Origin of the sequence: Francisella philomiragia, from assembly GCF_018135955.1 — a bacterium.
In the GTDB taxonomy this organism is placed as follows: Bacteria; Pseudomonadota; Gammaproteobacteria; order Francisellales; family Francisellaceae; genus Francisella; species Francisella philomiragia.
In genome coordinates this window covers 686,060-700,870 of record NZ_CP063138.1, presented here as the reverse complement: position 1 = coordinate 700,870, position 14,811 = coordinate 686,060, and the positions used below count along the sequence as shown (strand labels likewise).

Here is a 14,811-nt window from a genome sequence, read left to right as displayed (position 1 = left end):
ATCCTTAATTCAATTTCTCATTTAAATTATACACTATTTGACTATATAAGAGACATTAATAAATATTAAAGTATTGGCATATCTTCTTTTGATACTTGCTTAGGAAGCAAAGATTCTCTATTTAAACCTAGTGCTACAGCCACAACACCTGCAACATATATAGATGAGTATGTTCCAACTACAATACCCAAAATTAAAGCTAATGAGAAGTTATGCACAGAGCTACCACCGAATAGATAAAGCACAACTACAACCAACATCGTTAATCCAGAAGTTAAAATTGTTCTAGATAAAGTATCGTTAATACTTTTATTAACTACTTCAACTACATTGGCATTACGCATTTTTCTAAAGTTTTCACGCACTCTATCGTAGATTACAACTGTGTCATTTAGTGAGTAACCTATCACTGCTAATATAGCTGCTAACACAGTCAAATCAAATTCTAGTTGAAATGCTGCAAATATGCCCAGAATCACAATAGGGTCATGTATCAACGCAACACATGCACTAATACCAAATTTCATCTCAAATCTAGCACTGATATATATCAAAATACATACCATCGCAATTATGATTGCTAAAACACCATTACTAGCAAGCTCTTTACCTACTTGTGGACCGATATAATTAACACTCAAAACTTTAGCATCTAGAGAGCTCTCAACCTGTTGTTTAAGATACTGTTGAGCACTATCTAAACTACTAGTTTTTGAATTAATTTCATCTGGTGTGAACTTAATAAGATAATTACTATTTTCGCCAAAAGTTGTAACTGTAGTATGTTCAAAACCAACTTTAGCCAATTTTTCAGATATTGTTGCTGAGTTTTGTACACTAGTTGCTTGAATCTGTACCTGATAACCACCTGTAAAATCTAAACCAAGATTTAGTCCTTTTGTGAATATGAAAAATAATGACACAACAATCATTAGAACAGAGAAAGCTGTTGTATATTTTTTTATTCCTAAGAAGTCTATATTTGTTTTTTGTTTAAAAAATTCCATTATAAATCCAACCTAAAATTATATACCTATAGAAATTTTTTCTAATTTCTTTCTCTTACCATACACAAAGTTTGTCATTGCTCTAGAGACAGTTACTGATGTAAACATAGATGTTACAATACCTATCATTAGAGTTATAGCAAAACCTTTGACTGCACCACTACCTATGAAGAATAAAATAACAGCAACAATCAAAGTTGTAATATTTGAATCTACAATAGTTGTAAATGCTTTTTCGTAGCCAATATGAATCGCGCTTTGGCGTGGCATACCTGCTCTAATTTCTTCTCTGATTCTCTCAAATATAAGCACGTTACCATCTATTGACATACCCAAGTTTAGTACAATACCTGCTATACCAGGTAATGTAAGTGTAGCACCTGGTATGATTGACATCACAGCAACAATCAATACTAAGTTCATTACAAGAGCTATATTAGCTATAACACCAAAGACTCTATAATAAACTAATATAAAGACTATAACTGCAATCAGAGCTACCACAATAGATAACATACCTTTTTCGATATTATCTTTACCTAAGCTTGGACCAATTTGTGTTTCCTGTACTATATGTACTGGCACTTGTAGCGCACCTGATTTAATCATCAACGCAAGATTATTTGCTTCTTTTTGATTTAATCCTGTAATTTGGAACTGAGATCCTAGTGCTGACTGAATTGTAGCAACGTTGATTAGCTTTTCAGTTTTATTTACTACATTATTCTCTTTACCATCTTTATCTTTAACTTTTTCATAAGTTGTATTAACAAGCATTACACCCATTGGGTTACCAATATTCTTACCTGTTATTTGTCTAAAGTGGCTTGCTGCACTTCTATCTAACTCAACCATAACAATCGGAGTACCCGTCTGATGATCGATAGAAGGACTTGCGCCAATAATATCAGCTCCTCCAGCTACAGGTGCTCCTCTTAGACTATAGTAACTTTGATAGCCTCTACCATTATCTAAAGCATAAACCTTATAACCCTGCTCTTCTGCAGCTAACCTATCTGTAACAGGACTAACTAAATAAAAACTAGCTGTGGATGTACCACCTAGAATTTGCTTAGCCTGAGTCGCATCTTGCATACCTGGTATTTCAATTACTACACGATTATCACCAGCCTGAGCCACAGATGCTTCTGCAACACCTAAAGCATTAATACGATTACGCATAACTGTCACAACTTGTGATATAGCATCTTGTCTAAGTTGTAAAATTTTTGCACTATTATAAGATATAAATACCGTATTATCTTTTACACTATAAATTATATTAGGGTCTTGCGTTTTTCTAAATTCATTATTCAAATATTGTTTTAGCTGATCAACACCTGTTGAGTTTGCCATAGTAACAGAAACAAAACCATTATCTATATAATCTTGTGGAGCTTTTACTATTGATTTCTCTTCAGCTTTTGTAGAGCCAACAATATTTATATTATTATCTTTCGCAGTACTTAGAATTGTACTTAAAGAATTATCTAACTGAGCATTAATCGCAGTATTTGTATCAGCTTCTAACATCAAATACATACCACCACGTAAATCTAATCCTAAGTTCATAGGGTTAGCGCCTAGCGCAGACAACCAGCTTGGAGAATTCGAAAGCATATTCATCGCTATAATATACTGATCCCCTAGGCTTTCTTTCAGAGCTTTTTTAGCTTTTAGCTGCTCTTCGACATCTTTGAAGATAATGGCAACATTACTTTTATCATCGGATAGTTCAGCTTTTTGATATACAATTTTGTCAGTATTAAGAGTATCTTCGATACTTTTGACAAGCTGTGCACTTACATTACCATCTTTCTGAGATATCTGTAAAGCTGGACTTTTACCAAACACATTTGGTAAGGCATAGAAAAGTGCTAGAGCTAATACAATCACTATCAAAAGATTCTTCCATAAAGGAAATTGATTTATAGGTAGGCTTCTGTTATTACTCATTGAAAATTCCTTTACTAAAAAGAAAAAAATTAAAAGACTTTATAGAAATTTAGCTTATTAAGCTTTTGTAGCACCTTTAGGTAAAATATTAGCTACTGCGTTTCTTTGAATTTTAACAACAACATTTTCTGCAATTTCTAAGTCTACAAAAGACTCATCAATTTTAGCGATTTTTCCTATCATACCACCATTTGTGACAACTTCATCACCTTTTGAAAGCTCAGATAACATTTTGCGTAGTTCTTTATTTTTTTTCTGTTGCGGTCTGATTAACAAGAACCAGAATATTGCAAAAAATACCACAAGCATTAAGATTGAGCTTATTGGACTACCAGCTGCTTGCTCAGCACCTTCTGCAAATGAAGTTGATGCAAATAATACAATTGCAGATAATGATAATAGTAACTTTCTCATTTTTTCTCCCGAAAATTTTTAATTTTTAAACGTAGGAATTTTACATTAGTAGTAGTACTTAATCAATTAAAGACTAATAATAAGATTAGAATAAGTGTTTTATTAGAAAGTTGGACATTCTAATTTTTGGCTTTTATTCAATATTATAATTACTAAATTTTTTAAGCGCTGTTGCTAATGAAGCTTTCGCCCAATTAAGTGGAGTAATAGGAGATGGTAAATAATACCTTTTCTCATCAAAAATAATAACATTTATACTCTCGGGTAACAGTTCTGCATTAACGGGCTGTCCATCTGCTGTTATATAATCACTAGCTGTCATTTGAGCTAAAGCTCTTTTGAGATGCCAAGCAACTTTATTAAAATACTTATCTTTGTTAAATTCTTGTGAATATTTATCATATAGATTCATCATCGCTAAAGCTAACATGCTATCAAAAAACCATTGCGCTTCAGAATCTTCAAATCTACCTTTAGCTCTTTTTGCAAATTCTTCTACACTTGAGGCATCATCTGTTAAGCTTTCTTTTGCTATACTATCATCTTCAAACCAAAAATTACCAGATTGATAACTATCCCCTTTGTAACGTATCACTCCATAATCACGGACAAGATCTCCTACTAGAGCTAAAGTTTTTTGATATTCAGCAAATTCTAAATCATCACTAAAGTATGGTGTAAAAATATGCAACATCGCAGCATCACTCTCACGGTAACAAATATCATCCGCATCATAAAGTGGTGATTCACCACCTCTAGCTATTTGAGTTTTAACTTTATTTATACCTAAATCACTTAGCTGTTGTAAATTTACTGATAACTTAAGGTTTTTATTATCTAAAATACTTTTCCATTGCCTAGCAGCATTCGCCACCAAAGAAATACTACTTGTATTTACCCTATCAATTTCTTCCCATGCACCTGCATCAGCATATTCATAATATTTTATTGCCTTTAAGAAGCCAAAAAACCTCTCTAAAAACGCTAACAATTCTGAATCATTTAAATTAAATATCTGTTTTTGATAAGCATCCTTTAGAGCTAACAAAAAAAGTCCATGAGCATCCATCTGCTTATGGTTCCATATTTGTGGTTTACCATTTATCATCACATCATCATAGCAATCACTAGAGCTATCAAAACGGATATGAGGAACAGCCATTTTATCTGCTGCTAACTCTAAATTTGCTATGATATCTTCAAAACGTCTCTGTTGTGCCGGCGAATCATAATATTCATAAAGCTTGTTAATTAGAGTTTTAGCATCACTTTCTCTAAATTCACTAAAGTAATAATACACCCAAATTGCATCACGCACCCATACAGCATCATAGTTTGTAGCATCATCGTTTGTATCTCTTTCCGCTGCTTTAGGAAAACCTGTCTTAGTTAAACCTATATCAAAAGCTTTATGATATTTATTTAGTATGATTTTTGCTTGAGCAGATGTAAGTTTATTTTCAAGGATAGGCTTCAAATCCTCATTCATATAGTTAATACTACCACCCTCTGGTATCTCTATATTTTTGTATACACATTTTGAGCTTTGAATAAATTTTTTTATCTGATCTATATTAGACATAACACTCCCACTATTTCACGACTTTTAAATTGTGTACAATCACTACCAATGTAACCAATACCAAAAGCATAACTGGCCCTACTAACATTGCAGGCTCACGCCCTAATAAGTTACCAAGCATACCAGATAGGGATGTTCCTAACGGAATACCTATTGCACCTACAGTTACTAAAAATGATGTTGCTCCACTTGATACATGTGGAAGTTTATCCATTGCATAACCTAAAACAGATGGATATATACATGAGTCACTAAGCCCTAGTATAGCCATTAAAATTAGTACTAGGACAAATGATTTTGTATATATGAAAATGAATATCGCAAAAGCAAAAACTAACCCTGACACCACAAGATAACGCTCAATCCTTACTCTAGGTAATAAAAATTTACCAAAAAAGATCCTACCCAAAAGTTGAGAACCTGTATAAACAGCCACTAGCAGACCTACATCTTTCATATTAAAGCCCAAATCAAAATGTAAATGCGGTTGATTATAGTAGTTCATTATCTGCTCTGTATAAACTATACAAAATAGTGCTATAGCCATTAAAATAATAGGCTTAGACAAAAATATGAATCTAGGCTGTGATGTGTTTCCTGCTTTAGTGATTACGCCCTGTTCAATTTTCTCATTAATTCGAAGAGATAACAAAAATAATATAAATATGATAAATAAAACCATGACAACCACAAATACTGACTGCCAACTAGTATAAAAAAGAATATTCCCAACTATAAAAGCACTAGATAAAAAGCCAAGACTAAAAAATACATTTAAAAGGCTAAGTTTACCTTCAGATTCACCTTGTTTCTCTACAGTTCCCATCACAATATAGTTACATGAGACTAACACATAACCAACAGCCATATTACATATAAAAGTCATTGCTGTATAAACATAAATATCTGGAGCAAATATCGATAAAATTGACCCTATAATCATAAATAACGCAGCAACTATTAAAGTATTTTTGCCTTTAAATTTTTTGATAAGGATGCCTCCAGTCGCCATTGCTAAAATCTGCCCCCATAAACCGAAACCATCAAAAAATATAATAGTATTAGAATCAATATTAAAATGCTGTGAAATCGGTACTGTCAACATGCCATAAATAGCACACTGAAAACCAGTAAACAAAAATGCTACAAACGTAAGAAGTATAGCCTTTTTACGATCGATATCTTTATCAAACAAACTTTTTTTAATATCTGGAGATATATCTATAGATGCCATAACAAGTCCTTAGCTAAATTAATACCCATATAAATAGTTTTATCAACTAAATACTATATAGCTAAATTAAGATAACCGGAAGACTTATTAGATTAATTGAGTAGTTTTTATTTTGGAATAGCTTTAAAAATTTTATGACTACAATTATCTATAATCGTCAACTTTCAAATTTGTTGAATATCTAGACATTCTGGAACCTTGCTTAAAAGTATTAACTTTTTCAACGTTTTGTTTGTTATAGTAAGCCTGAAGATACAGCAAATTCTCAGTATCATTGAATGAATACGAGAAACTGAATAATGAAATTGAGATCATTGTCCCAACAAAGAAAGAAGTTATTTGTTTCATATTATTTACTCTCTATATGCAATACGGTGTATTATATCATGGTACAGCAAAAAGGGAGTAAGTTTAATTACCAAAACACTCTCCCTTCAATAAATTATCTACGCATATAATTCTAGCAATTTTATTTAGATTTGACAAACTTGCTTCATGCGCTTCTTGGCTACTGGCATTACAAGCATCACCTACAACTGTAACACTGTAATCACGATCATGTAGTTCTCTAACTGTAGACTCTATCACATAACTAGTCGATACTCCACAAATAATAACATCTCGAACATTATTTGCTCGTAATATAACTTCAAGATTAGTTCCATATAATGCACTTACACGATGCTTTGTAATTATCATATCATGTTCTTGGACGTCCATATTTGGATGAAAATCTGTTGCCCAAGTATCTAACTGCAAAACACCATATTCAGGAGCTTGTTTAAACATAGGAGAAACTTTTGAACACTCCTTATAATCTTTACTAAAACCAACTTTAACATGAGCAATCATAATATTATTCTCTCTTGCCCATGCAATTAATTGATTTGCCTTTTCCATAGTTTTATCATCTTTAACTCTCTTAGCGTTATGAGCTCCAAAAACACCTTTCTCATCGACTATCTCATTTATAAAGTCTGCAACAATCACGATTTTATTTTTCATTTCTTTTCCTCTTATTATTTTCTTATTAAAGACAATATGCTCGAAACACACACCATCAAAATTCCTATCATCTCCATATAACCTATAGAGCCATCATAAAACACAACATCTAACAGTGCTGCAACTATTACTGAAAAATACATAGCTGGGGCTATTAGTGAAGGATCTTTAGTGTACTTAAAGGCTTTTACTCTAAAAATCTGTGAACTAATGCCAAATATAATTATAGCTACTGATACCCAAATGACTACAGGCTTCATTGACACCTCATTTAAGCTAGATATAGCAGACATGTTAAACGGTAGCAATAACAATAAAAATATTCCTATAAATGTATATATCCAAAGATTTATAATAAACACATCTTCTTTTTTGCTTGCATTGTATAAAACAACTTGAGATGCTGCATTTAAAACTCCCGCAAAAAGAGCGCAAAGATTATATGTATTAACATTACCTTCTCCAACACCCAGTATAAGATAAATTCCCAAAAAGCTAATAATAATACAAGCAAAATTAAAGTAACTAACACTCTGCTTATAAAACAAAAACCTAATAACTGGAATAAATAAAGGACTAGTATTAAATAGTAAAATGGTAATCAATAATGAGCCATTACTTAAACTTATAAAGAAAAATAACTGTGCAAATAGACTAAACACCACCCTAATAAATATTGAACGCCAAGCGAAAGGAGCAACCCTTGAAAAGGAAGAAATACTTACAACCCACCACATAAGTATGCCTCCACCAACAAATGAAACTAACATGGTTAAGTAGATCCCATCTATTTGTATCAGATACTTGCGTGCAAATGAGCCAAAAGCTATAAGAGCTGCAGAAACTGTCATAAACCATAAGCTTATAAAATTATTTATTCGGTTCATTTTTCTTTACTCCATGAATTTAAGATATAAGAATAATATAACTCTTGCACCAATCTGTAAAACGCTTTATTCTTACATTATAAGTAAGTTTTTCTTACACAATATGATTAAAAAAAATGACTTACCTCCCTTAAACTCATTACCAGTATTTATAGCAGTAATGAAAACACAAAGTTATACTAAAGCTGCAGAACAGCTATTTATGACTCACTCTGCTGTAAGCCAATCTATAAAAAAATTAGAAAACCACCTAAATAAAAAACTATTTATCACGGATAAAAGAAATCTAGTTATTACTGACTTAGCCAAAGAATACTACACAATGATAGACCCTCTAGTATCAGAAATTCACAATGCAACAGAGGTACTAAAAAAACAACGTGCTAAAAAATTATCAATAAACTGTATGACTACACTTTGTGCAAATTGGCTAATCCCAAAACTAGATGACTTAATAGACTCTTTAGCAAACGTTGAAATACAACTTGTAACTTTGGGTAAAAAAGTCGATTTTAATTATGATGATATAGATATAAGCATAGAATATGGTATAGATAGTGATTTTAATAATAAGCACAAATTCAAACTAGCAGATGGCGAATTAATACTAGTTTGCAATAATAAACACTTTGGTGAAAGTTACTCAGAAATAACATCAAAACAAAAGTTAATTTATGTAGATGATAAAATTCGTATTGATGATTATCAACTCTGGGCACAGCACAACAACATCTTAAAAAAGCCTAACAAAAATATAATCTTCAAAAATTCTCTTCAAGCAATTCAGGCTTGCTTTTCAGGTATTGGATTTTTTGTTACAGATAGACTTTTAATTCAGGAACACATCAAAAATGGATTTCTTTATGTACCACCACAAAAAAGCTATCACACTGGAAAATCCTATTATCTTTTGGCTAGAGATTCTGAAACAACTAATTTTGATATTATTAAAAAATTATTGAGTTCTTATTTTTAACTCTATGTTTATAATGCTACATAAAATTTTCTATAAAATTTAGCCTTTATAGTTCTCCAAAAACTCCTTCCTAAACTCTTCAAACCTACCCTCTTCTAGAGCTTGGCGAATATTTTTCATCAGATTTTGGTAATATGTTAAATTGTGGATTGTATTTAATCTTGAACCTAATATCTCTTGAGTTTTATCTAGGTGGTGCAAATAACTACGACTAAAATTTTGACAAGTATAACAATCACAGTTTGGATCTAATGGAGACACATCATCCTTGTGTTTGGCATTTCTAATTCTAACAACACCTTCTGATGTAAACATATGACCATTGCGAGCGTTGCGTGACGGCATTACACAATCAAACATATCAACACCACGATAAACAGCCTCTACTAAATCCTTTGGCGTACCAACACCCATCAAGTATCTCGGCTTATCTTCTGGCATCTGATGAGCAGTATGATCAAGGATTCTAATCATATCTTCCTTAGGCTCACCAACAGATAATCCACCTATAGCAAAACCATCGAAATCTATTTCTTTTAAAGCTTTTAGAGACTCATCACGTAAATGCTCATACATTCCACCCTGAATAATTCCAAATAATGCAGATGGATTATTTCCATGAGCATCTTTTGATCTTTTTGCCCAACGCATAGATAGTTCCATAGAATCTTTTGCTTCTTTTTCAGTAGCTGGATATGGTGTGCACTCATCAAAACACATTACAATATCAGAGCCAAGATCTCTTTGGACTTGCATTGATATCTCAGGAGATAAAAAAACTTTTGAACCGTTAATTGGTGATTTAAATGTAACGCCTTCTTCTGTAAGCTTACGCATTTTACCCAAACTAAAGACTTGAAATCCCCCTGAGTCTGTAAGTATAGGCTTATCCCAACCGTTGAAATCATGTAAAGTACCATGTTTTTTGATAATTTCAGTACCAGGACGTAACCATAAATGAAATGTATTACCCAAGATAATATCAGCACCCATTTCTTTTAACTCAACTGGAGATAGTGATTTAACAGCTCCATAAGTCCCTACTGGCATAAATGCAGGAGTCTGAATATCTCCTCTTGGGAAGCTTATTTTTCCTCTTCTAGCTTTGCCTTCTTTTTTGATCAAGTCGAACTTCATTACAGTCATAAAATTTAACCTTTTGAAACAGAAATTAATGAATAAGTTTTTTAAGCTACTAATCCTATAACAAAGTTATAAAAATAGCTAGCGAAGATATTGCCTAGATAGTATTATCTCTTATAATAACTCAAATAGTTTTAAAATCATCAAGGAAAACAATGAACTTTTTAAATTTTAGCATGCTAGTGTTTGCTTATCTTTTGGGATCAATTAATAGTGCAATTATTGTCTGTTATATATTTAGATTACCATCTCCAAGAAGTGTTGGCTCTGGCAACCCAGGAACTACAAATGTTCTAAGAATAGGTGGCAAGGTTCCAGCAATCATCACCCTTGCTTTTGATATACTAAAAGGTCTAGTGCCTGTAGTTTTAGCTAAAGTATTAACTGGTAATGAATTTATAACTGCATGTACTGCATTATATGCAATTCTTGGCCATATATTCCCAATATTTTTTGGCTTCAAAGGAGGCAAAGGTGTTGCAACTTTAATAGGTACACTATTTGGATTTAGCTGGATTTTAGGTTTAATATTTGTTGTTACTTGGTTATGTGTTGCTGTGATTACTCGTTATTCATCTTTATCAGCATTAGTAGCTACTGTTATAGCAAGTTTTTCAGTAATATTTACATCTGATTTGCAGGTAGCAACGCCATTTTTGATAATAGCAATAATTATACTTGTAAAACATAAAGGCAATATCCAAAGATTAATTAGCGGTCAAGAAAGTAAAATTGGCGATAAAGCAAAGGCGAAAAATGATTCAAATTAAAAATTTAAAAAAAGAGTACAGATCAAATAATACTAGCAATCTCGTGCTTGACAATATAAACCTTGATATTAAGCAAGGCGAGATATTCGGTATAATCGGTCATAGTGGTGCCGGTAAAAGCTCACTTTTAAGATGCTTAAATCTTCTAGAGCAACCTACTGATGGTTCAATATTCATTGCTGATGAGAATATTACAAAGAAGAATCCAAAACAGCTTAGAGAATTTCGCAAAAAAGTTTCAATGATATTTCAGCATTTCAACTTGCTATCATCTCGCAATGTTTTTGAGAATATTGCCCTTCCACTTGAGATTCAAGGAATACCAAAAGCTGAAATCAAAAAAAGAGTTTTTGAGCTTTTAGAGCTGGTAGAGCTTCCAAATAAAGCAAATGCATATCCTCAAGAGCTTAGTGGAGGTCAAAAACAAAAAGTTGCTATTGCTCGAGCTTTAGCTTTAGATCCTTTAGTTTTATTATCTGATGAAGCGACATCGGCACTAGATCCAACTTCTACAAAACAGATTTTGGCACTTCTTAAAAGATTAAATAAAGAACTTGGCTTAACAATAGTTTTGATTACACATGAAATGGATGTTGTAAGAAAAATCTGTGATCGTGTAGCAATTATTGATAAAGGTCGTATTGCAGAAATGGGCAAAACATTAGACATATTCCTAGATCCTCAAGCTCCTGTAACAAAATCTTTTGTTGAGACAAGCATACATACAAAAGTCCCAGATTTTATTGCTAAAAGAATTTATGATAATCCTTACAGTTATGATAATACATACCCAGTAGTACAACTAACATTCTATGGAGACAAAGGTAAGATGCCTATCATTGCTGAAATTTCTCGTCAGTTTAATGCTACAGCAAGTATTATCCAAGCGAATATAGAAACAATCCAAGAACAGATAGTTGGAATTGCCATTTGTCATATTACAGGTGAGCGTCAAGACTGGGAAAATGCATTAAGATTTCTTTCAAACCAAGATGTTAATTTAAAGGTGTTAGGTTATGCAACAGCAGACAATATTTAGTTTACATGAGCTTAGCATAATAGCTCAGTCAACATGGGAAACCATTTTTATGGTTTTTATAGCCACTTTGGTAGCTGTTATAGGTGGTATATTATTAGGCATATTACTGTATATCACACAAGATAGTAAAAATGTTGCCGTTAAAGGATTTAACAAAACATTCAGTATTATTATAAACATAACTAGAAGTATCCCATATATCATATTGCTAATACTTCTATACCCTCTAACAAGACTTATAGTTGGCACAACAATAGGGACTACCGCTTCAATAGTACCTCTGGCTATTGCTGCTCTGCCATTTTATGCTCGACTAACTGAATCAGCTTTGCGTGAAGTTGATAACGGGCTTATTGAAGCAGCCAAATCAATGGGAGCAACTAAAAGACAGATTATTTTTAAAGTATTACTTCCTGAATCAAAAAATTTGTTAATTGATGCTGCTACTTTAACATGTATTTCACTAATCGGTTTCTCAGCTATGGCTGGTATCGTTGGTGGTGGTGGCCTAGGTGATTTGACTTACTTCAAAGGTTATAATTACGGTAATTACACTTTATTACTTGGTGGTGTAATTATGTTAGTTATGCTTGTTCAAATTACACAATCATACGGCAACTATCTAGTTACAGCCAAGAAGTTAACTTCACTTTGGATTATTACAGCTATTCTATTGAGTGCATGTGGTACACAGCTGTATGTAAATGCTGCAGCTACTACCAATACAAATGAAATAACTGTAGGATATATTACCAGTCCTCCTCAAGATAAAATCATGCAGCTAAGTAAAAAAATAGCTAAAGAAAAATATAATCTTGACGTAAATCTAGTAACATTTGGTGATTACAATATTCCTAATAGAGCACTTAATGATGGTGAGTTGCAAGCAAACGTCTTCCAACACATTCCATTCTTAGAAAATCAAATCAAACAGTTTGGTTATAAACTTACTTATATTGGTAAGACTTTCTTATACCCAATGGGAATGTTCTCTAAAAAATATAAAAATATCCAAGATATTCCAAACGGCGCTACAGTAGCAATCCCTAATGACCCTACTAACCAAGGTAGAGCACTAATGATTCTTCAAGATGCTGGATTAATCAAACTTAAAAATGGTATAACTTGGAAAGCCACTACAGATAGCATAGCTAGTAATCCAAAAAATCTAAAAATTATAGCTCTACAAGCAGATCAAATCCCTAATAACCTAGGAGATGTCGATCTTGGTATTGTAAATAATGACTATATCCCTAAAGCAGGATTAAGTCTAAAAGATGCTCTTTTTGTAGAACCTAAAGATTCTCCATTTGCAAATGTCATTGCCGTTAAAGAATCACAAAAAGATAATCCTAAACTTAAAGAGTATGTACAAGCATTTAATACAGATGAAGTTAAACAATTAGCTGAAAAACTTTATCCGAATGGTGCTGCTATACCAGCTTGGTAATTATTTCTTTCATTTATTAATTTATAATCGTTGATTTATATGCTTTAATTTATTCAAACATAAAACTTACTATTCTGAAAATTGACAAGTATAAATAAGCAAATTGGTAGTATTTTCTTAATTATAGGTACTTCTTTGGGTGGAGGTATCCTTGCTATTCCTATGATTCTTTCAAGCTTTGGTGTTGTTATTGGTTGCATCATAATGTTTTTGATGTGGCTTTTAATGACATATTCAACATTAGCTGTTGCAGAAGCATGCCTACATTTTGAAAGTGGTATTAGTTATCTAGGACTTGCTCATAAACTCTTTAAAAAACCAGGAGTCATTCTGGTTTATATATGTGCTTTTGGAATACTTTACGGAATGCTTGCAGCATATATCTCTGCAATAGGCTCATCTTTTGAAAGCCTACTAGATATAAATTATATTATTATAGAAATTAGTTTTGTTATACTTTTTGGTGGATTTATTTTAAAAGGTACAGGACCTGCAGAATGGCTTAATAGGGTTTTTCTTACCATAAAGCTTATTATCATATTATTTACAATATTATTACTTTTCAAGTCTATAAGTATCTCCAAGCTAGATAGTTATAGTTTTGGTACTCTCAAAGAAGTTATAGTTACTTTACCAATACTAGCTACAACATTCTCAGCTCATATAATTGTTCCTAGTGTTGTCAACTATGTTGGACCACATCCAAAAGATATTAGAAGAATTATTATAGTTGCATCTCTAATAATATTAGTAATATATGTATGCTGGATAGTATCAATATTTGGCAATATAGCTATCTATGGTGATAAAAATAGTTTTGCTGAATTCTTAAAATCCCTTAGCTCTGAAGATAGTGTAACTCAACTTATATATATCCTCAAAGCTAATATTCAGTCCTCTAAGGTTATAACTTTAATTTATACCTTTATTACAATTTCTGTAACAACTGCTTTTATAACTCTATCATTAGCATTAAAAGATCTAATACTTGATAGATTCAAAATGAACAACCTATCAACACTAAGCAAAAACATATTATTAAGCTTTCTGCTTTTTATGCTACCTATAATCCTGAACTATTATTTTAAAAAGCTTTTTTTAATAGCACTATCTGTTGTTGGACTATTTTCTCTAATAATGCTTGTTTCGTGTCCACTAAATATGGTTAGAATACTTCGTAACCGTAATTTTGAAATAATTTACAAATCAATGAAAAATAGTAAGCTTAACAACTTTGCTCTAGCTATTGCCATTATTATTATTGTATTCCAAATTATTGATTATATTCTTTAAATATTCTCTTTAAGCAAATAAAAATATAAAATATAAATAGTTATTTAATCACAAA

14 protein-coding genes are annotated in these 14,811 nt (G+C 31.9%); 5 read left to right on the top strand and 9 right to left on the bottom strand.

The genetic code is table 11. The annotated features are described in order from the left end of the window. Positions 1-65: 65 nt before the first annotated feature. From secF to IMS64_RS03325, 8 genes are all read right to left on the bottom strand, one after another. On the bottom strand, positions 66-1,007 hold the full coding sequence (gene secF, locus IMS64_RS03360; RefSeq protein ID WP_211490902.1) for a protein translocase subunit SecF: 942 nt from the start codon (positions 1,005-1,007) through the stop codon (positions 66-68). 18 nt (positions 1,008-1,025) lie between these two features. Continuing rightward, the gene (gene secD / locus IMS64_RS03355; RefSeq protein WP_211490901.1) at positions 1,026-2,963 is read right to left on the bottom strand and encodes a protein translocase subunit SecD; all 1,938 of its coding nucleotides are present in this window, start codon (positions 2,961-2,963) and stop codon (positions 1,026-1,028) included. Between the two features lie 57 nt (positions 2,964-3,020). After that, positions 3,021-3,377 (bottom strand): preprotein translocase subunit YajC, encoded by a 357-nt coding sequence (yajC, locus tag IMS64_RS03350; protein ID WP_004287533.1) that lies wholly within the window; start codon positions 3,375-3,377, stop codon positions 3,021-3,023. A gap of 133 nt (positions 3,378-3,510) precedes the next feature. Further along, entirely contained in the window at positions 3,511-4,959 is a 1,449-nt protein-coding gene (locus IMS64_RS03345) for a hypothetical protein (RefSeq protein ID WP_211490900.1), read from the bottom strand. Between the two features lie 10 nt (positions 4,960-4,969). Next, the gene (locus IMS64_RS03340; protein ID WP_211490899.1) at positions 4,970-6,193 is read right to left on the bottom strand and encodes an MFS transporter; all 1,224 of its coding nucleotides are present in this window, start codon (positions 6,191-6,193) and stop codon (positions 4,970-4,972) included. A 144-nt stretch (positions 6,194-6,337) separates the two neighbouring features. Continuing rightward, a complete protein-coding gene (locus IMS64_RS03335; protein ID WP_211490898.1) occupies positions 6,338-6,541 on the bottom strand; it encodes a hypothetical protein in 204 nt (67 codons plus the stop codon). Between the two features lie 63 nt (positions 6,542-6,604). After that, positions 6,605-7,198 (bottom strand): cysteine hydrolase family protein, encoded by a 594-nt coding sequence (locus tag IMS64_RS03330; RefSeq protein ID WP_211490897.1) that lies wholly within the window; start codon positions 7,196-7,198, stop codon positions 6,605-6,607. Between the two features lie 14 nt (positions 7,199-7,212). Then, on the bottom strand, positions 7,213-8,085 hold the full coding sequence (locus IMS64_RS03325) for a DMT family transporter (RefSeq protein WP_211490896.1): 873 nt from the start codon (positions 8,083-8,085) through the stop codon (positions 7,213-7,215). Between the two features lie 103 nt (positions 8,086-8,188). Between IMS64_RS03325 and IMS64_RS03320 the strand changes: the two genes are divergently transcribed. Next, on the top strand, positions 8,189-9,061 hold the full coding sequence (locus tag IMS64_RS03320; protein ID WP_144402823.1) for a LysR family transcriptional regulator: 873 nt from the start codon (positions 8,189-8,191) through the stop codon (positions 9,059-9,061). Between the two features lie 39 nt (positions 9,062-9,100). On the opposite strand, the gene tgt is transcribed toward IMS64_RS03320, so the two are convergent. Then, positions 9,101-10,207, bottom strand: coding sequence for a tRNA guanosine(34) transglycosylase Tgt (tgt, locus tag IMS64_RS03315; RefSeq protein WP_211490895.1), 1,107 nt, complete (start codon positions 10,205-10,207; stop codon positions 9,101-9,103). 152 nt (positions 10,208-10,359) lie between these two features. Between tgt and plsY the strand changes: the two genes are divergently transcribed. The 4 genes from plsY (at position 10,360) to IMS64_RS03295 (ending at position 14,756) form a co-directional block, all read left to right on the top strand. After that, entirely contained in the window at positions 10,360-10,974 is a 615-nt protein-coding gene (gene plsY / locus IMS64_RS03310) for a glycerol-3-phosphate 1-O-acyltransferase PlsY (RefSeq protein ID WP_004287525.1), read from the top strand. Then, on the top strand, positions 10,961-12,013 hold the full coding sequence (locus tag IMS64_RS03305) for a methionine ABC transporter ATP-binding protein (RefSeq protein WP_035735407.1): 1,053 nt from the start codon (positions 10,961-10,963) through the stop codon (positions 12,011-12,013). The genes plsY and IMS64_RS03305 overlap by 14 nt, the downstream gene beginning before the upstream one ends. Continuing rightward, complete coding sequence (locus tag IMS64_RS03300) at positions 11,991-13,463, top strand: MetQ/NlpA family ABC transporter substrate-binding protein (RefSeq protein ID WP_211490894.1); 1,473 nt, start codon at positions 11,991-11,993, stop codon at positions 13,461-13,463. Before IMS64_RS03305 ends, IMS64_RS03300 begins: the two co-directional genes overlap by 23 nt. Positions 13,464-13,544: 81 nt before the next feature. Further along, positions 13,545-14,756, top strand: a complete 1,212-nt coding sequence (locus tag IMS64_RS03295; protein WP_211490893.1) for an aromatic amino acid transport family protein — start codon at positions 13,545-13,547, stop codon at positions 14,754-14,756. Positions 14,757-14,811: the final 55 nt, after the last annotated feature.